Source organism: Micromonospora humi (assembly GCF_900090105.1).
GTDB classification, from domain to species: domain Bacteria; phylum Actinomycetota; class Actinomycetes; order Mycobacteriales; family Micromonosporaceae; genus Micromonospora; species Micromonospora humi.
This window is the reverse complement of sequence record NZ_FMDM01000010.1, coordinates 203,934-221,129: the sequence shown is the minus strand read 5'-3', so window position 1 is coordinate 221,129 and position 17,196 is coordinate 203,934. Positions and strand designations below refer to the sequence as shown.

Sequence of the window (17,196 nt, the reverse complement as noted above, 5' to 3'; positions counted from 1 at the left end):
GCAGCGGCGGTGACGCAGGGTAGCGTGTCGCCCGTGTTCCCTACCGTGCGTGAGGTGCTCGCCCTGGTGCCGGTGCGCCACGGCGCGCCCCGCCTGGTCGCCGGCGAGGCCGGTCTGGACCGCCCGGTGCGCTGGGTGCACGTGGCCGAGGTGCCCGACATCGCCACCCTGCTCGGCGGCGGCGAGCTGGTGCTCACCACCGGCATCGGGCTGCCCGCCGACGACGCCGGGCTGCGCGCGTTCATCGGCGACCTGGCCGACGTCGGCGTCTCCGGGCTGGTCGTCGAGCTGGGCCGCCGCTACGTCAGCGGTGTGCCGCGGGTGATGTCGGCCGCCGCCGAACGGCGCGGACTGCCGCTGGTCGAGCTGCGCCGGGCCACCCCGTTCGTCCGCATCACCGAGGCGGTGCACGCGCTGATCGTGGACGCCCAGCTCACCGAGCTGCGCGCCACCGAGGAGATCCACCAGCGGTTCACCGAGCTGTCCGTGGAGGGCGCCGAACCGGCCGAGGTGCTGCGGCAGGCCGCCGAGTTGGCCGGCTGCCCGGTGGTGCTGGAGAACCTGTCCCGGCAGGTGCTCGCGTACGACCCGGCGGGGGAGAGCGCGGAGCTGCTGCTGGACGGCTGGGAACAGCACTCCCGGCGGATCCGCCCGACCGGCCGCACCGCGTACGACCCGGACAGCGGCTGGCTGGTCACCACCGTCGGCGCGCGGGGGCAGGACTGGGGTCGGCTGCTGCTGCGCTGGCCGGCGGCGGAGGCCGCCCCGCCGACCCGGCTGACCATCCTGATCGAGCGGGCCGCGTCCACGCTGGCCCTGGGCCGGCTGATCCGCCGCGACGCGGAGGGCCTGGAACGGCAGATCCACCGCACCCTGCTGACCGCGCTGATCGACCACTCCCGCCCGGTCGACGAGGTGGCGCTGCGCGCCAAGGCGCTCGGCGTCACCCTGGACCGCCGGCACCTGGTGGGCGTGGTGGTCCGGCACCGCAGCGACGATCCCGCCGCGCCCGGGGCCGACACCGGCCCGGAGGCCGGCCCGGCCCGGCTGCGCGACCTCGCCGAGGCGGTCGGCCAGGCGGTCCGCGAGGCCAAGCTCACCGCGTTGACCAGCGCCGTCGACGACCACGCGGTGGGCGCGCTGCTGGCGCTGCCCGACCCGGCCGACGAGGAGAAGGCACTCGCCGCGTTCGCCGCGGCGTTGCATCGGGTACGCCTCGACGCCGCCCCCGTCCGCCCCGCTCGCCCGGTCGACGGCGCCGGCCGTGGTGCGCCGGCCGGTGGCGGGCGTTCGGGTGACGGCGCCGGCCGTGGTGCGCCGGCCGGTGGCGGGCGTTCGGGTGACGGGGCCGGCCGTGGTGGGCCGGCCGGTGGCGGGCGCTCGGGTGACGGGGCCGGCCGTGGTGGGCCGGCCGGTGGCGGGCGCTCGGGTGACGGTCCGACCCGTCCGGCGGTCGTGGTCGCGGCCGGGTCCGGGGTGGGCAGCCTGCGCGAGGCGCGCCGGTCCCTCGTCGAGGCGCGACAGATCGCCGAGGCGGCTCGCCGGGACCCGCGGGACCTGCCCTGCTTCCGGCTGCCGCACGTCGGGCTGGCCGGCCTGCTGCACCTGCTGCGCGACGAGCCCCGGCTGCAGACGTTCGTCGAGCGGGAACTGGGCGCCCTGCTGGCCTACGACGCGCAGCATCCACGGGAGCAGCTGCTCGGCACCCTGCGCGCCTACCTGGAGCAGGGGCGGAACAAGTCGGCGGCGGCGGTGGCCGCGCACCTGTCCCGGCCGGCGTTCTACGAGCGGCTGGCCCGCATCGGCCGTATCCTCGGCGCCGACCTCGACTCGGTCGAGCAGTGCCTCTCCCTGCACGTGGCGCTGCTGGCCCTGGACGCCGTCCGCACCCCCTGACGCCGCCCGCGCGGCTCCGGCGCCGCCCGCGCGGCTCCGGCGCCGCCCGCGCCGCTCCGGCACCGCCCCGGCTTCCCGCCGTCTCCCCGCCGTCCCGCCTCGGGATGCGGGGAGTTGCCGCGAGCGTCTCGCGGGTGCTAGTCACGGAGCGTGACTTCGGCGGGGAGATGGTGCGCTTCTCTGCAGTATACCGCACAGGCATAAATATGACTGTGCGGTATACCGTGCTCGACAGCATCCTCGTGTTCCCGGCGACACGCCGAGGTGACGACACGCCGGGGCGCGGAGGTGCGGTCAGGTCAGAGCGGTGAGCGCCTTGGCATAGGGGGCGGGGACGAAGTTCGGGCCGCCGGGGGTGAACACGTCCGAGGTCGTGGCGGCCTGCCAGGCGCTGTCCGGCAGCGCCGCCACCAGGGCGCGGACCACCGGGGCGTCGCGCCACTGGTCCTGCTGCGCGAGCAGGCTCAGCGCGACCACCGACTCCTCCACCTCACCGACGCACTCGAACGGCTTGTGCCCGTCGACGCCGAGCAGCTCCCGGTAGCCGGCGGTCTGGGTCTCGTCGGCCAGCAGGTCGCCGCCGAAGATGCCGGTGAGCCGCTCGCGGGGCATGAACGGCGCCATGGCCAGGAACACGAAGCGGCACTTCGGGCAGTCGCGGCACCAGCGCTCGCTCGCGTCACGCAGCTTGAACGCGGCGTTGCAGCTGGTCACCACCGCGTCGTAGCGGTCGATCTCGGCGAACAGCCGGGCGATGTGCAGCTCGGACAGCGAGCGCAGGAGTGAGAAGTAGGGCTCGGTGAGCCCGGCGTGCTCGGCCAGCGCCGCGCGCAGCAGCCCCTCCGCCTCGACGCCCTTGGACCACTGGTGGTTGATCTCGTGGCCCTGCCAGACGAGGTTCGGGTCGGACGCGGAGCGCTCGTTGGACATCACCACCGGCCCGAGCCCGTGCAGCACGGCGGTGGCGACCGCGATCAGCGAGTTGATCGCGGTGACCGGGATGTGCCCGTTGCGTGCCCCGGCCGCGTTCAGGTCGAACAGCACCGGGTCGAGCCGACGCCGGGCGGCCAGCGGCACCAGGTCGGACGCCTCGTTGACCGAGACGATCACGTGGTTCGGGTTGACCGAGAACGGCACCGGGTCGAACCCGGCGCGGCGCAGCGCCTCCAGCGTGACGATGGAGTCCTTGCCGCCGCCGACGGCCGACAGCGGTCGGCGGTCGGCGGTGTCCAGCGGCGCGGCCGGGTCGACCGAGCCGGCCGGCACCTCGGGGCGCAGCACCAGCACGTGCGGCAGGTCGTTGCGGTACGCGTACTCGGCGAGGCCCTTGGTGTAGACGGCGGTGACCAGCTCGACGGCGGCGGCGCCCAGCGGCGCCGGCAGCACCAGACGGGGCGGCGCGGCGGCCTTGTAGTAGCTGACGCCGGCGACCACGTGCAGCAGCTCCAGCACCCGGCGGAGGGTGGCCGCGGTGGCGTCGGAGACCGGCTCCGCCGGCAGCGGAAGCGTGATCACCTCGGTGAACCGCTGCTCGCCGTCGGGACCGGTGAGGGCGTAGTCGAACAGGACCTCGCCGGTGGCGAAGTCGATCGAGTAGGACGGGAAGGTGAAGGCGTCCATCCGCCGTAGCTGCTCGTTAGGCACACGCCATACTACAGCGTGTCTCAAAAGTCCGTTGGGTCATGAGACACCGCCCTTCTCGGGCGTCCCTGCCGTCACGGGTGTCCGTAGCGGTGGGTTCCTCCGTCGTCAGGACTGGTTGCACCGGCACTTGGGCGCTGGCCAGAGCCGGTCCTTCGGGAGGCTTTGGTGACCGGGCCTCGTGCTTCGGGGTCCCGGGTCTGGGGCTGGGTATGGATGTGGTGTTGCTCGGCCCAGACGGCGAGGTTGACCGCTGCGTTGACGTCCCGGTCCGCCGTATGCCCGCACCCGTCACAGCGGAAGACGCGTACGGACAGGGGTAGGGCGGGACCGACGATGCGGCAGGCACTGCACATTTTGGTGGACGGGTACCAACGGGGTGCCCGGGTGACCTGCCCGCCCCGCCAATGTTGTTTGTAGCCGATGATGCGGGCCAGTTGACCCCAACCCGCATCGGAGATGGCGGCGGCCAGACGCCGGTTACGCAGCAGACCGGCGGTGTACAGATCTTCCAGAGCCAGCCGGTCGTGGGTCTTGACCAGATGGTTGGCGACCTTGTGCAGAAAGTGACGACGCACATTCGCAACACGATGGTGGGCGCGAGCCAGCCGGGTGACAGCCTCGGCCCGATTGCGGGAGCCTCGCCGTTTGCGGGTGACCTGGCGAGACAGCCGGCGTAGCCGAGGCAGGGCGGTCCGCAGCGGGCGCGGTGGATCAGTGACGCGCAGTCGCTGTCGGCCGGTGGTGTCGGCGGCCACCACGAGGGCAGTGAGGCCGCGGTCGATGCCCACCCAGCCACCGCTGTCGGCGTGGGGGCGTGGCGGGTGCTGGCGGGCCGGATGCAGGTGCGCCGCCTCCACAGTCACGGTGATGGTCCATCGGCCGGCCCGGCAAGAGACGGTGGCATACCGGATGTGCGCCCGGCCTCCGCGAATCATCCGCCGTAGTCGGCGGGTGTCCTCCCGTACCCCCAGGACTCCGATCCTCGGCAGACAGATGCTCCGAGGACCCGCCATCGGATCCCCCACCCGGATGCTCGCCCGACCCGCCTTGGTCTTGCAGCGGATCCGGAACGACGGCTGGGTGCGGCTCTTGCGTTTGAATGTCGGGAACCCCATCCGACCACCTGGCCGCTTTCCCGATCGCGAATCGGCCCAGGCGGTCAGAGCGCGGCCCAGGTCGACAGCGGCTTCCTCACACACCTGCTGACACACCTGTGCGCGCCACGACAATCCCGTCGTCGCGATCGTGGCCGAACCGGCCGAGTCGACTACAAAGCGGCGGCCCGCCTGCGCCGAGACCTTCCACGAGTTGAACGCGTTGATCAGGTCGAAACCCGACCACGGCACCACCACCGACCCACCCCGGTGCTTAACATCCAGTGCGTCCTTCACCAGAGCCAGGCACTGGTTGAACGCGAACCGAGCCGCCCCCGTATGACGGACCAACACCACCACCTGCGACGGTGGCGGGTCAGCCGTGAACCGGAACGCAGTAAACCTCCCCACAGCCCCACAGCATGCCTGCCCCCTACGACACAACAGTCAGCGTCGCGGCAGGATGGGGCGGAATCCCTGCCGCTGGCGAACAGCCGGCGCCGGGAGGGCAACAGTGGCCGCCGGCCGTTCGAACGCCCGTGAACCTCAGCCTGTATAGGCTGCAATCGCCCTCATCCTTCATGAGGGGGAGGATGTCAACGAGGAGAGCCTGTGCGCCTGTCTGATCTGCGCGGACGTCATGTCGCCGTCTGGGGCGCCGGCCGTGAGGGCCGGGCCGCGGTGATCGCGATCGCCGCGCACGGCCCGGCCGGCCTGGTCGCCGTGGACGACAGCGCGAACTTCCTCACCCTGCCCTGGGAGGGCCCGCTCGCCGCCGCGGCTCCGCTGGTCACCGGCGAGGAGGGCTTCGCGCGGCTGGCCGCGGCCGAGGTGGTGGTCCGCTCGCCGGGGGTGCCGAACACCCACCCGTGGATGGTGGAGCTGCGTCGCCGCGGCGTCCCGGTCACCCAGGGCAGCGCGCTCTGGATGGCCGACCACGCGGACCGGACCGTGGGGGTCACCGGCAGCAAGGGCAAGAGCACGACGTCCAGCCTGATCAGCCACCTGCTCACCGCGATGGACCGGCCCAACGTGTTCGGCGGCAACATCGGCGTGCCGCTGCTCGACCTGCCGGAGGCGGAGCGGTACGTGCTGGAGCTGTCCAGCTACCAGTGCGCCGACCTGACCGACTCACCCCGGGTGGCGGTGGTGACCGCGCTCTTCCCCGAGCACCTGGACGCGCACGGCGGCGAGCGGGAGTACTACCGGGACAAGCTCAACCTGATCGCGCACGGGCCGCACACCGTGGTGGTGAACGGCGCCGACCCGCGGTTGGCCGTGGAGCTGGGCGACCGGGCCGCGGTGCGTGCCGGCTCGCCGGACACCACCCACGTGGCCACCGGCCCGGACGGCACGCCGTGGTTCCACCTGCGGGACACGCCGCTCTTCCCGCGCGCGGTGCTGCCGCTGGTCGGTCGGCACAACGAGGGCAACCTCTGCGTCGCGCTGGCCGTGCTGGACGCGCTGGGCGTGGACGTGGTGGCGCGGCGGGACTCGCTCGCCGTGGCGGTCGCCGAGTTCCAGGGCCTGGCCCACCGGCTCACCGAGATCGCCGACCCGTCCGGGCTCACCTTCGTCGACGACACGCTGGCCACCAGCCCGTACGCGGCCATGCACGCGATCGACGCCTACGAGGGGCGGCCGTTGACCGTGATCGTCGGCGGCACCGACCGGGGGCTCGACTACGCGCCGCTGCGCGAGCATCTGGCCGAGCGGGAGATCAGCGTGATCGGCATCCCGGACAGCGGCCCGCGCATCGTCGAGGCGCTCGCCGGGCTGCCGGCGGTGCGCACCGAGTTGGCCGACGACCTGGTCGCCGCCGTCGGTCTGGCCCGCAAGCTCACCCCGGCCGGCGGGGTGGTGCTGCTGTCCCCGGCCGCGCCGAGCTACGGCCGGTTCCGCAACTTCGAGCACCGCTCCGAGGTGTTCGCGCAGGCGGTGGCGGACACCGCCCGCTGAGATTCAGCCCGGATACGGCGGTTCCGCGAGGGCCGGCTCGGTGGGCGCGGGCCGGTGCTTGTCCGGGGTCCAGGCGAACGCGAGCGCGCCGCCGACCAGGGCGAGCAGCATGCCGATGACGAAGCCGCCCAGGTTCGAGGTGAGCCAGGAGACCAGCCCGAGCAGCAGCGACAGCAACGCGTAGAAGACCCGCTGCTGCGGGGTGGCGACCAGCAGCACCCCGCAGAGCACGAGGACGGCCGGGACCAGGTACGCGGCCAGCCCCTGCGGGCCGACGTGCAGCAGCACCCCGAGCGGCGCGCGCAGTGTCACCAGCATCTCGGCGCCGCCGAGCGCGATCAGCAGGCCGGCGGTGAAGGGGCGGGCCCGTCGCCAGCGGCGCCAGCGCCCGCCGGGGCGGGCGACCGGCGCCGCGTGCTGTCCGGTGCTCACCTCAGCACCCGTCGGAGCTGAAGCCCATGTGCAGGTTGGGCAGCGTGAAGACGGCGGCCGTGGTGGCGTAGTTGTTCTGCCGCAGGTTGTTGATGGTCACCGTGTCGGCCTGCTGGGCGAAGACGCCGGGGTTGCCCTTGACGCCGGGGACCTGGTCGACGGTGCTGGCGTCCTGACCGACGTTGATGTTGCGGAACGAGGCGTTGCCGGCGATCTCGTCGCCGTCGACCACGAGCGTGCGGGCGGTCACCGGCTTGCCGGAGCCGCCGGCGGTGATCCGTAGGTTGATCCCGCCCAGGCTGATGCTCTGGCAGAGGTTGGTCAGCTCGGCCTTGTCGATGGCCGACACGATCACCACCACCTGGCCGCCGGTGTCGCCCTGGTTGGGGCTGTCCGGGATCATCTGGTCGAGCGTGGCGAACTGCTCGAAGCCGGTGCCCTCGAGTTTGTCGGCGGTGACGGTGAACGGCATGCCGGAGATGGCGAACTGCGCGCCGAGCACGCCCTGAGCGGTCAGCACGACCATGCCGGCCGCGCCGACCGCGACGGTGCCGAGCGTGACGGCGAATCGGCGCCAGCGCACGCCGCTGCTCGGTTGGCCGGGCTCGATCGGTGCGGTCTGCTCCGACATGGCGGCTCTCCCTTTCGAGATCAATTCATCCACGACGATGTGCAGGCCGAAGTTACCGCTGAGTAAACGGAGGGTCAACAGATCGTTAGTCGGCATCTGCCAATTGCGGCCAAAGTGAAAAACCGCTGCGGTTTTTCACCGGCCTCAGGGCGCGCAGGGGGCGATCGCGCTCGGCCCGTCGTCCGGGCGGGTCGACCGGGTGGCCCGGCGCGCCTCCTCGCGGCCCAGGAACGGTGCGGTGGCCGCGTACGTGAGCACCGGCAGCAGTGGCGGCAGATCCTCCGCCCGCCCCTGGGCGACCCGGGCGCGGATCGTCGCGTAGATGCCGCCGACCACCGTGGACACCAGCACGTCGCGGTCCACCCCGTCGTCCGCCGGCCCCGGGCCGGCGTCGGCGAAGAACCGGCGGAAGCTGTGCAGCAACGCGTCCCGCTCCCGGCGCGCGTCCGGGCCGGCGGCGTCCACCTCGACCAGCGCCATCCGGGCGAAGGCGGGCACGCTGGCCAGCACGTCGAGCAGCGTGCGCAGCGCCGCCCGGGCGGCGTCCGGCCAGGCCGGCCCGGCCTCGGTGTAGGCGGCCTCCATCAGCTGCGAGACCACCGCGATGCCGTGCCGGTACGCGGCGAGGAACGCGTCCTGCTTCCCGTTGAACAGGGCGTAGAAGGCCGGCCGGGTGACTCCGGCGGCGTGGCAGATGTCGCTGACCCGAGCGTTGTCGTAGCCCCGGGTGGCGACCTCCCGCACCAGACCGTCGAAGAGGCGGTCGCGCTGGGTCGCCGCCACCTCCTCGGCCGGCACCCGCCGCGGGCCGCGCTTGATCGCGCGGTCGGGGTCGCGGCCGTGCCGCGCGCCCGGCAGGGGTGCCGTCGGGGGCGGGCTCTGCATGGTCAAGATATCGGCCTTCCTGGATGCGTTGACTTTACGACCCTCCGAGGTTTATAACTTTCGACACGCTCGGTTGACAGCTGGTCACCAAAAGTGATCTCCCTGAAGGGTTCGACGGCTGTCATTATCGCCACCCGCCTCCACCCCACCGCCGGAAGGAACCACCATGCCCAGGTACGGACGTATCGGCGCGGGCCTCGCCGCCCTGGCGCTGCTGACCGGTCTGGTCGGCGCCACCCCCGCCACCGCCGCCCCCACCGCCGCACTGGCCAGCGCCGTGCTGACCTACCCGGCCCCCGCCGGCACCGCGGTCTCGGTGGGCGACGTCATCCAGGCCAGTCTGAAGACCGGCACCAACGCCACCTTCTACTCCTCGGCCAGCGGCACCACCGGCATCAAGTGCGCCGCGTCCAGCTTCAGCGCCAAGGTGCTGAGCAACCCGACCGCCCCCGGCACCGCCACCGAGAGCCTCACCGCGCAGACCTTCACCAGCTGCACCACGAACGTCTTCGGCACCACCGGCGTGCAGAGCGTGACCGTCAACAACCTGCCGTACACCACGTCGGTCACCAGCGCCGGCGTGGTCACCATCGCCGGCACCGCGGCCGCGCCGATCCAAAGCACCGTCGTGCTGAACTCGCTGCTCGGCCCGATCACCTGCGTCTACCGGACCAGCACGAACACGCTGACCGGCGCGGCGGCGAACGCCACCAACTCGATCGCCTTCACCAACCAGACCCTGACCAAGTTCTCCGGCCCGTCGCTCTGCTTCGGCACCGCCTACTTCACCGCGACGTACTCGCCGGTGAAGGACACCAGCAAGACCGGCAGCCCGGGCGTCTACGTCAACTGACCACCCGGCACGAGGGCCGGTGCGCGGCGGTTCGCCGGGCACCGGCCCGTACGTGCTGTCAGGTGTGCGGCGCCCGCGCGCGACACAGTGACAGTTGTCCCTGCCGGCGCGCGGTGGGAGCGTGCGGGGACCAACCGCCGAAGGGGTGCGCCGATGACCACCGACGACCTGCTGGCCCGGCACCGGGCCGTGCTCCCGTCCTGGATGCCGCTCTACTACGCCGAACCGCTCGAACTGGTCGCCGGCTCCGGCCGCCGGGTCACCGACGCGGCCGGACGCAGCTACCTGGACTTCTTCGGCGGCGTGCTGACCAACATGATCGGCTACGACATCCCGGAGATCCGCGAGGCGGTGCAGCGGCAACTGGGCACCGGCCTGGTGCACAGCTCCACGCTCTACCTGATCCGCCAGCAGGTCGAACTGGCCGAGAAGGTCGCCCGGGTCTCCGGCATTCCCGACGCGCGGGTCTTCTTCACCAACTCCGGCACCGAGGCCAACGAGGCCGCGCTGCTCGTCGCCACCAACCACCGGCGGTCGCACCAGATCCTCGCCGTGCGCAACAGTTACCACGGCCGGTCGTACGCGGCGATGGGCGTCACCGGCAACCGGGGCTGGTCGGCCAGCGCGCTGAACCCGCTCCAGGTGGCCTGGCTGCACTCCGGCGAGCGGCTGCGTGGGCTGCTGGCCCGGCTCGACGCCGACGACCGGGTCGAGGCCGCGGTCGAGGACCTGCGCGAGGTGCTCGCCACCCAGACCGCCGGCGACGTGGCCGCCCTGATCGCCGAGCCGATCCAGGGCGTCGGCGGCTTCACCCACGGCCCGGACGGTCTCTTCGCCGCCTGGAAGAAGGTCCTCGACGAACACGGCATCCTGCTGATCAGCGACGAGGTGCAGACCGGCTGGGGGCGCACCGGCGAGCACTTCTGGGGCTACCAGGCGCACGGCGTCACCCCCGACCTGCTCACCTTCGCCAAGGGCATCGGCAACGGCTTCGCCCTGGCCGGCGTGGTCGGCCGGGCCGAGGTGCTGGAGGCGGTGCCGGCGATCAGCTTCTCCACGTTCGGCGGCAACCCGGTCTCCACCGCCGCCGGCAACGCCGTCCTCGACTACCTGCTCGACCACGACCTGCAGGCCAACGCGGCCCGGGTCGGCGCGATCCTCGGCGACGGGCTGCGGGCCGCCACCGCCGGCCTGGACCGGGTCGCCGAGGTGCGCGGCAAGGGCCTCATGCTGGCCGTCGAGTTCGTCCGCCCCGGCACCGTCGAGCCGGACCCGGAGCTGACCACCCGGGTCTTCGAGGCGTGCCGCGCCGGCGGCCTGCTGGTCGGCAAGGGCGGCCTGCACGGCAACGTGGTGCGGATGGGCCCGCCGCTGACGCTGACCGAGGACGAGGCCCGCGAGGGCCTGGCCATCCTGGTCGACGCGATCCGGAGCTGCGTGGAGGAGACGGCATGACAGTCATCGGGCACCACGTCGACGGCAAGCGGACCGCCGGGAACTCCACGCGGCGCGGCGACGTCTTCGACCCGGCCACCGGCCGGCGTAGCGGGCAGGTGGCGCTGGCCGACGCCACCGACGTGGCCGGCGCGGTGGAGGCCGCCGAACGGGCCGCCCGCGACTGGCGGGACGCCTCGCTGGCCCGGCGCACGGCGGTGCTGTTCGCCCTCCGCGAGCTGGTGCACGCCCGCCGGGACCGGCTCGCCGAGGCGATCACCGCCGAGCACGGCAAGGTCCTCGCGGACGCCGCCGGCGAGGTGCAACGCGGCCTCGAGGTCATCGAGTACGCCTGCGGCATCGCCTCGGCGCTGCGCGGCGGGTTCAGCGAGAACGTCTCCACCGAGGTCGACTCGTACAGCCTGCGGCAGCCGCTGGGCGTGGTCGCGGTGATCTCCCCGTTCAACTTCCCGGTGATGGTGCCGCTCTGGTTCGTGCCGGTGGCGATCGCCTGCGGTAACGCGGTGGTGCTCAAGCCGAGCGAGAAGGACCCGAGCGCGGCGCTGCTGTTGGCCGAGTGGTTCACCGAGGCCGGCCTGCCCGACGGGGTGCTCAACGTGGTCAACGGCGACAAGGAGGCGGTCGACGCCCTGCTCGACCACCCCGGCGTGAAGGCGGTGTCGTTCGTCGGCTCCACCCCGGTGGCCCGCTACGTGCACCAGCGCGGCGCGCTGGCCGGCAAGCGGGTGCAGGCGCTGGGCGGGGCGAAGAACCACATGGTGGTGCTGCCCGACGCCGACCTGGACCTGGCCGCCGACGCCGCGGTCAACGCCGGGTTCGGCTCGGCGGGGGAGCGGTGCATGGCGATCTCCGCGCTGGTCGCGGTGGAGCCGGTGGCCGACGCGCTGGTCGAGCGGATCGCCGCGCGGATGGCCGGGCTGCGCACCGGCGACGGCCGCCGTGGATGCGACATGGGACCGCTGGTCACCGCCGCGCACGCCGAGCGGGTCCGGTCGTACGTCGAGGCCGGGGTGGCCGCCGGCGCGGTGCCGGTGGTGGACGGTCGGGACGTCACGCCGGACGGCGAGCCGGCCGGCTTCTGGCTCGGCCCGACCCTCTTCGACCACGTCCGGCCCGAGATGTCGATCTACACCGACGAGATCTTCGGCCCGGTGCTGAGCGTGCTGCGCGTCGGCTCGTACGACGAGGCGGTGGAGCTGGTGAACGCCAGCCCGTACGGCAACGGCACCGCGATCTTCACCAACGACGGCGGCGCCGCCCGGCGCTACCAGCACGAGGTGGAGGTCGGCATGGTCGGGATCAACGTGCCGATCCCGGTGCCGATGGCCTACTACTCGTTCGGCGGCTGGAAGGCGTCGCTCTTCGGCGACCTGCACGCGCACGGCGCCGACGGGGTCGCGTTCTTCACCCGGGGCAAGGTGGTCACCAGCCGCTGGCTCGACCCGCGCCACGGCGGGGTCAACCTCGGCTTCCCCACCCAGACCTGAGCAGACGCAGCACTCCCGCCCCGGCCAGGTACGCCACCAGCGCCGGGGCGGGCAGCCCGAGCGGCTCGTGCGCGGTCTTCGGCGCCAGGCTGTTCAGCAGCAGGCCGCCGACCAGCGCCGCGTAACCGGCGACGGCGAGCGCGGTCCACGGCGCGCCGTGTCCGCCCACGTCCGGGCCGGATCCGACGCGTCGGGCCGCGCCGGCCCCGACGCCGTGCGGCCCGGCTTGGCCGTGCGGCCCGGCTTGGCCGTGCGGCCCGGCTTGGCCGTGCGGCCCGTGCGGGCGGCGGGTGCGGGCCTCGATCGGGCCGAACACGGCGACCAGTGCGGCCAGCACCACGGCCAGGGCCGCCAGCCACGGGATCCGCCAGGCCCACCAGGTCGCCGAGCCGACCGGGGGAGTGGGCAGCACGCCGAGCGCGTCGAGCAGGCCGACCAGCAGGATCGCGGCGGTCAGGTGCCAGAGGAACACGGTGAGCACCACGGCGTTGACCGCGATCACCGTCTGCCACGGGCCGGAGCGGCGCAGCCCGCGCCCGGCCGGACCGCGCAGCAGCAGGATCAGCCCGAGCTGGGTGGTGGCCGCGGCGAGCAGGGCCACGCTCGGCGGCGCGGTGTTGTCCAGCCGCTCGCCGGCCACGTGCAGCATCGCCACCGGGTAGGGCCCGACGGTGGTCAGCAGCACCAGCGCGACCAGCCCGACCGCCAGCAGCGTCACGCCGGCCCGCCGGGACAGCGGCAGGCGTCGACGGTGGGGCAGCTCGGGTGACCGGGCGTCGTACCAGGCGAAGCCGAGCTGGTGCACGGCGAGCCAGGCGAACAGGTAGTTGCCGTCGGCCAGCGCGGCCGGGCCGAGGAGCCGGCCGAGGTCGCCGACCGCGACGAGCCCGGCCAGCACCACCGGCACGGCGAGCCCGAACCGGCGGTGCAGCGCGTACATCGGCGGGGTCAGTGCCACCACCGCGAAGTAGGCGACCAGGAACCACAGCGGGATGGTGGCGAACCAGACCACGGTGCGCACCTGCGCCGGGTCCGCCCCACGCAGGGTGGCGACCGCGGCGCCGGTGGCAAGCACCACCAGCAGCGCGGTGGTCGGGCGGACCAGCCGGGCGCTGCGGTCCACCAGCCAACCGGTCGCGGTTCCGCCCCGGGCCCGGCGGGCGGCCAGCGAGGCGGCGTTGGCATAGCCGCCGACCAGGAAGAACACCGGCATCACCTGGGCCACCCAGGTCAGCGGCCAGGCCCAGGGCAGGTCGGCCAGCGCCGAGTGGCCGGTCGGGCGACCGTGCTGGTAGCCGATGACGGTCACGCCCCAGTGGCCGAGGACGACCATGGCGATGGCCAGCGCCCGGAGCAGGTCGACGTAGCGATCCCGCCCCGGCGGCGTGCGCTCGGCGAGCTGCCGCAGGCGGCGCATGGGCCCAGGCTATGCCAGCCTCCGCCGACCGGTACGGATAACGGTTCGGCCTTGAGGTCTTGTGGTCCGCGTCTCGTCGGCGTAGAAATTCTTCAACGAAAACGTGCTTGGTGAAGAGAAGCGACAGAGCCACCGAGGAGATGCGATGAACAGGCGTGAGATCCTTCGCCGCAGCGCCGCCGCCGGCCTGCTGGCCACCCCCGCCGCCGGGCTGCTCAGCGGCTGTGCCACGTCCGGCGGCGACGACAAGGGCGACGCCGGGGCGTACCAGGGCACCAAGAGCGAGCAGAACCCGCTCGGCGTGAAGGAGGACGCCCCGCTCGAGGTGGTGATCTTCAACGGCGGCTTCGGCGAGGACTACGCCAAGGCCCACGAGGCCATGTACCAGGAGAACCACCCGAAGGCGGAGATCAAGCACTCGGCCACCCAGGAGATCAGCAAGACGCTCCAGCCCCGCTTCGTCGACGGCAGCCCGCCGGACGTGGTGAACAACTCCGGCGCCGGCCAGATCGACTTCAACGGCCTGGTGTCCCAGAACGCGCTGGCCGACCTCGGCGAGCTGCTCGCCGCGCCGAGCCTCGACGTTCCCGGCAAGACGGTCAAGGACACGCTGCTGCCCGGCACCGTCGAGGTCGGCTCGTACGACGGCAGGTTCCTGGTGCTCAACTACACCTACACGGTGTACGGCATCTGGCACTCCACCAAGCTCTTCGCCGACCGCGGCTGGACCTACGCGAAGACCTGGGACGAGCACATCGCGCTCTGCCGGCAGATCAAGGCCGCCGGCATCGCCCCCTGGACGTACGCCGGCCTGCACCCCCGCTACATGAGCTGGCCGCTGATCTCCACCGCGATCAAGCTCGGTGGTCCCTCGGTCGCGCTGGCCATCGACAACCTGGAGCCCAACGCCTGGAAGTCGGACGCCATGAAGACCGCCGCCGACGCCTGGCACCAGATCGTCAAGGACAAGTTCATCCTCGACGGCTCGCCGGGCCTGGACCACAAGCAGTCGCAGACCGCCTGGTGCCAGGGCAAGGCCGCGTTCATCTCGTGCGGCTCCTGGCTGGAGAGCGAGCAGAAGGACGTCACCCCGGCCGGATTCAACATGACCGTGGCGCCCACCCCGAGCCTGGGCAGCGGCGACAAGCTGCCGTTCGAGGCGATCCGGGGCACCGCGGGCGAGCCGTTCATGGTGCCGGCGAAGGCGAAGAACGTGGCCGGCGGCCTCGAATACTTCCGGACCATGCTGTCGCGCAAGGGCGCGCAGGACTTCACGAAGAAGGTCGCGAGCCTGCCCGTGGTCGCCGGTGCCACCGACGGTGTCGAGTTGCCGTTCGGCCTGGCCACCGTGGTCAAGGCGCTCGACGCGTCCGGCTCGAACGGGTTCAACTGGGTCTACAACAACTACTACCGCAAGCTGGAGCGCAACCTGGTCGACGCCGCGTGCGGCGAGTTCTTCAGCGGCCGAACCTCCCCGAGCGAGTTCCTCGACCAGTGCCAGAAGGGCGCCGACTCGATCGCCTCGGACAACTCGGTCAAGAAGTACAAGCGGGCCGCGTGACGATCGGATGCGACACGGCCGACTCCCGCTGATCCTCTGCTTCCTGCTGCCACCACTGGCGATCTACGGCATCTTCGTGCTCTCGCCGTACCTCCAGGCGTTCCAGATCTCGACCACCGACTGGCTGGGCTACTCCGCGCAGGCCGACCAGGTCGGCCTGGCGAACTTCCGCACCCTGCTGCACGACGGGTACGTCTGGAACGCGTTGAAGAACAACGCGATCCTGCTCGTGGTGGTGCCGGTGGTGACCATCGCGCTGGGTCTCTTCTTCGCCAGCATGCTCACCATGGGAGGCCGCAAGGGCCGCGCCGGGGTGACCGGGGTACGCGGCACCGCGGTCTACCGGCTGGTCTACTTCTTCCCGCAGGTGCTCTCCGTGGTGATCATCGCGTTGCTGTGGAAGGAGATCTACAGCCCGACCAGCGGCCTGCTCAACGGCGCGCTGCGGGCGGTCGGGCTGGCCAGCCCGCCGGCCTGGCTCGGCGACCCGCGGTTCGCGTTCTGGTGCGTGCTCGCGGTGATGGTGTGGAGCAACGTCGGGTTCTACGTCGTGCTGTTCGGCGCCGCCATGCAGGCCATCCCGCGCGACATCTACGAGGCGGTGCTGCTCGACGGCGCGTCCCGGGCCACCATGCTGCGGAAGATCACCATCCCGCTGCTCTGGGACACCATCCAGGTGGCCTGGATCTACCTGGCCATCGCGGCGCTGGACGGCTTCATCCTGGTGCAGCTGATGACCAACGGCGGGCCGAACTTCTCCTCCGACGTCATCGGCCTGCGGATGTACGACACCTCGTTCGGCAGCGAGAACAAGTTCGGGTACGCGTCGGCGATCGGCGTGGCCATGTTCTTCCTGACCCTCTCGGTGGCGGTGCTGGCGCTGCGGACCGCCCGGCGTGATCGGATCGAGTACTCGTGACCACAGTGGAAACCGGCACGCCGACCGCCGCCGTGCCGCGCGACGCGGCCCCGGCCGACCGCCCGCCGCGCCGCGAGACGGGCGTGGCGAACGTCTTCTCACACGGCTTCCTGCTGCTCTGGGCGGCGATGACCATCCTGCCGCTGGCCTGGATGCTGCTCAGCTCGCTGAAGAGCAACGGCGAGATCATCGCCGACCCGTGGGGGCTGCCCGAGGCGTTGCGGTTCGACAACTGGGCGCGGGCCTGGACCAACGCCCACATCGGCCGGTTCTTCTTCAACAGCCTGGTGGTGGTGACCGGCTCGCTGACGCTGACCATGCTGCTCGGCGCCACCGCCGCGTACGTCTTCGCCCGTTACGAGTTCCGCGGCCGTCAGGTGGTCTACTACCTGTTCGTCGGCGGCATGATGTTCCCGGTCTTCCTGGCCCTGGTGCCGCTCTTCTTCGTGGTGCGCAGCGTCGGCCTGCTCGGCACCTGGCCGGGGTTGATCCTGGTGTACACCGCGTACTCGCTGCCGTTCACGGTGTTCTTCCTGACCGCCTTCTTCCGGACGCTGCCGACCTCTGTGGCCGAGGCCGCGATGATCGACGGGTGCGGGCACTTCCGGCTCTTCTTCCGGGTGATGCTGCCGATGGCTCGACCGGGACTGATCAGTGTGGGCATCTTCAACTTCCTCAGCCACTGGAACCAGTTCCTGCTGCCCCAGGTGCTCATCCCCGGCGACGGGCCGAACCGGATGCTCGCCCAGGGCCTCAGCTCGCTGGCCGTCAGCCAGGGGTACGCCGGCGACTACGCCCAGCTCTTCGCCGGTCTGACCATCGCGGTGCTGCCGGTGCTGGTGGTCTACGTGGCCTTCCAGCGCCAGATCCAGGCCGGGCTGACCGCCGGGCAGCTCAAGTGAGGTCGTTGCCACAGGCAACGGGGCGGTGGAGATGATCGCGCTCCAATAAGGTGAGCCGGCA

General features: G+C 72.2%; 14 protein-coding genes. 8 read left to right on the top strand and 6 right to left on the bottom strand.

Annotation, left to right across the window (positions count from 1 at the left end; translation table 11 throughout):
- The first annotated feature begins 33 nt into the window (after positions 1-33).
- A complete protein-coding gene (locus GA0070213_RS32780; protein WP_483819063.1) occupies positions 34-1,896 on the top strand; it encodes a PucR family transcriptional regulator in 1,863 nt (620 codons plus the stop codon).
- Positions 1,897-2,190: 294 nt separating this feature from the next.
- Here GA0070213_RS32780 and GA0070213_RS20105 read toward each other — a convergent pair whose 3' ends face one another.
- Together GA0070213_RS20105 and GA0070213_RS31900 are read right to left on the bottom strand one after the other, a co-directional pair.
- Positions 2,191-3,540, bottom strand: coding sequence for a MurL-like N-terminal domain-containing (locus tag GA0070213_RS20105; RefSeq protein WP_091066709.1), 1,350 nt, complete (start codon positions 3,538-3,540; stop codon positions 2,191-2,193).
- 71 nt (positions 3,541-3,611) lie between these two features.
- Positions 3,612-5,045: an RNA-guided endonuclease InsQ/TnpB family protein gene (locus tag GA0070213_RS31900; protein ID WP_281182309.1), complete on the bottom strand. Its 1,434-nt coding sequence runs from the start codon at positions 5,043-5,045 to the stop codon at positions 3,612-3,614.
- Between the two features lie 201 nt (positions 5,046-5,246).
- Between GA0070213_RS31900 and murD the strand changes: the two genes are divergently transcribed.
- On the top strand, positions 5,247-6,593 hold the full coding sequence (gene murD, locus GA0070213_RS20095) for a UDP-N-acetylmuramoyl-L-alanine--D-glutamate ligase (protein ID WP_091066702.1): 1,347 nt from the start codon (positions 5,247-5,249) through the stop codon (positions 6,591-6,593).
- A 3-nt stretch (positions 6,594-6,596) separates the two neighbouring features.
- Here murD and GA0070213_RS20090 read toward each other — a convergent pair whose 3' ends face one another.
- The 3 genes from GA0070213_RS20090 to GA0070213_RS20080 form a co-directional block, all read right to left on the bottom strand.
- A complete protein-coding gene (locus GA0070213_RS20090) occupies positions 6,597-7,025 on the bottom strand; it encodes a DUF6114 domain-containing protein (RefSeq protein WP_091066698.1) in 429 nt (142 codons plus the stop codon).
- A 1-nt stretch (position 7,026) separates the two neighbouring features.
- Positions 7,027-7,656 carry a DUF6230 family protein gene (locus GA0070213_RS20085; protein ID WP_091066694.1) on the bottom strand — a complete coding sequence of 210 codons (630 nt, stop codon included), beginning with the start codon at positions 7,654-7,656 and terminating at the stop codon, positions 7,027-7,029.
- A 144-nt stretch (positions 7,657-7,800) separates the two neighbouring features.
- Positions 7,801-8,541 (bottom strand): TetR/AcrR family transcriptional regulator, encoded by a 741-nt coding sequence (locus GA0070213_RS20080; RefSeq protein ID WP_245716484.1) that lies wholly within the window; start codon positions 8,539-8,541, stop codon positions 7,801-7,803.
- Positions 8,542-8,707: 166 nt separating this feature from the next.
- On the opposite strand from GA0070213_RS20080, the gene GA0070213_RS20075 reads away from it, so the two are divergent.
- From GA0070213_RS20075 to GA0070213_RS20065, 3 genes are all read left to right on the top strand, one after another.
- Positions 8,708-9,394, top strand: coding sequence for a Tat pathway signal sequence domain protein (locus tag GA0070213_RS20075; protein ID WP_091066688.1), 687 nt, complete (start codon positions 8,708-8,710; stop codon positions 9,392-9,394).
- A 153-nt stretch (positions 9,395-9,547) separates the two neighbouring features.
- Positions 9,548-10,849 (top strand): aspartate aminotransferase family protein, encoded by a 1,302-nt coding sequence (locus tag GA0070213_RS20070; RefSeq protein WP_091066683.1) that lies wholly within the window; start codon positions 9,548-9,550, stop codon positions 10,847-10,849.
- Positions 10,846-12,336, top strand: a complete 1,491-nt coding sequence (locus GA0070213_RS20065) for a CoA-acylating methylmalonate-semialdehyde dehydrogenase (RefSeq protein WP_091066680.1) — start codon at positions 10,846-10,848, stop codon at positions 12,334-12,336. The genes GA0070213_RS20070 and GA0070213_RS20065 overlap by 4 nt, the downstream gene beginning before the upstream one ends.
- On the opposite strand, the gene GA0070213_RS20060 is transcribed toward GA0070213_RS20065, so the two are convergent.
- The gene (locus GA0070213_RS20060) at positions 12,308-13,753 is read right to left on the bottom strand and encodes an acyltransferase family protein (RefSeq protein ID WP_091066677.1); all 1,446 of its coding nucleotides are present in this window, start codon (positions 13,751-13,753) and stop codon (positions 12,308-12,310) included. The genes GA0070213_RS20065 and GA0070213_RS20060 overlap by 29 nt on opposite strands.
- Before the next feature lie 145 nt (positions 13,754-13,898).
- Between GA0070213_RS20060 and ngcE the strand changes: the two genes are divergently transcribed.
- The 3 genes from ngcE to GA0070213_RS20045 are packed head-to-tail and all read left to right on the top strand — an operon-like array spanning position 13,899 to position 17,135.
- On the top strand, positions 13,899-15,314 hold the full coding sequence (gene ngcE, locus GA0070213_RS20055; protein WP_091066673.1) for an N-acetylglucosamine/diacetylchitobiose ABC transporter substrate-binding protein: 1,416 nt from the start codon (positions 13,899-13,901) through the stop codon (positions 15,312-15,314).
- A 7-nt stretch (positions 15,315-15,321) separates the two neighbouring features.
- Positions 15,322-16,233, top strand: coding sequence for a carbohydrate ABC transporter permease (locus tag GA0070213_RS20050; protein ID WP_091066670.1), 912 nt, complete (start codon positions 15,322-15,324; stop codon positions 16,231-16,233).
- Positions 16,230-17,135 carry a carbohydrate ABC transporter permease gene (locus tag GA0070213_RS20045; protein WP_425412848.1) on the top strand — a complete coding sequence of 302 codons (906 nt, stop codon included), beginning with the start codon at positions 16,230-16,232 and terminating at the stop codon, positions 17,133-17,135. The genes GA0070213_RS20050 and GA0070213_RS20045 overlap by 4 nt, the downstream gene beginning before the upstream one ends.
- Positions 17,136-17,196: the final 61 nt, after the last annotated feature.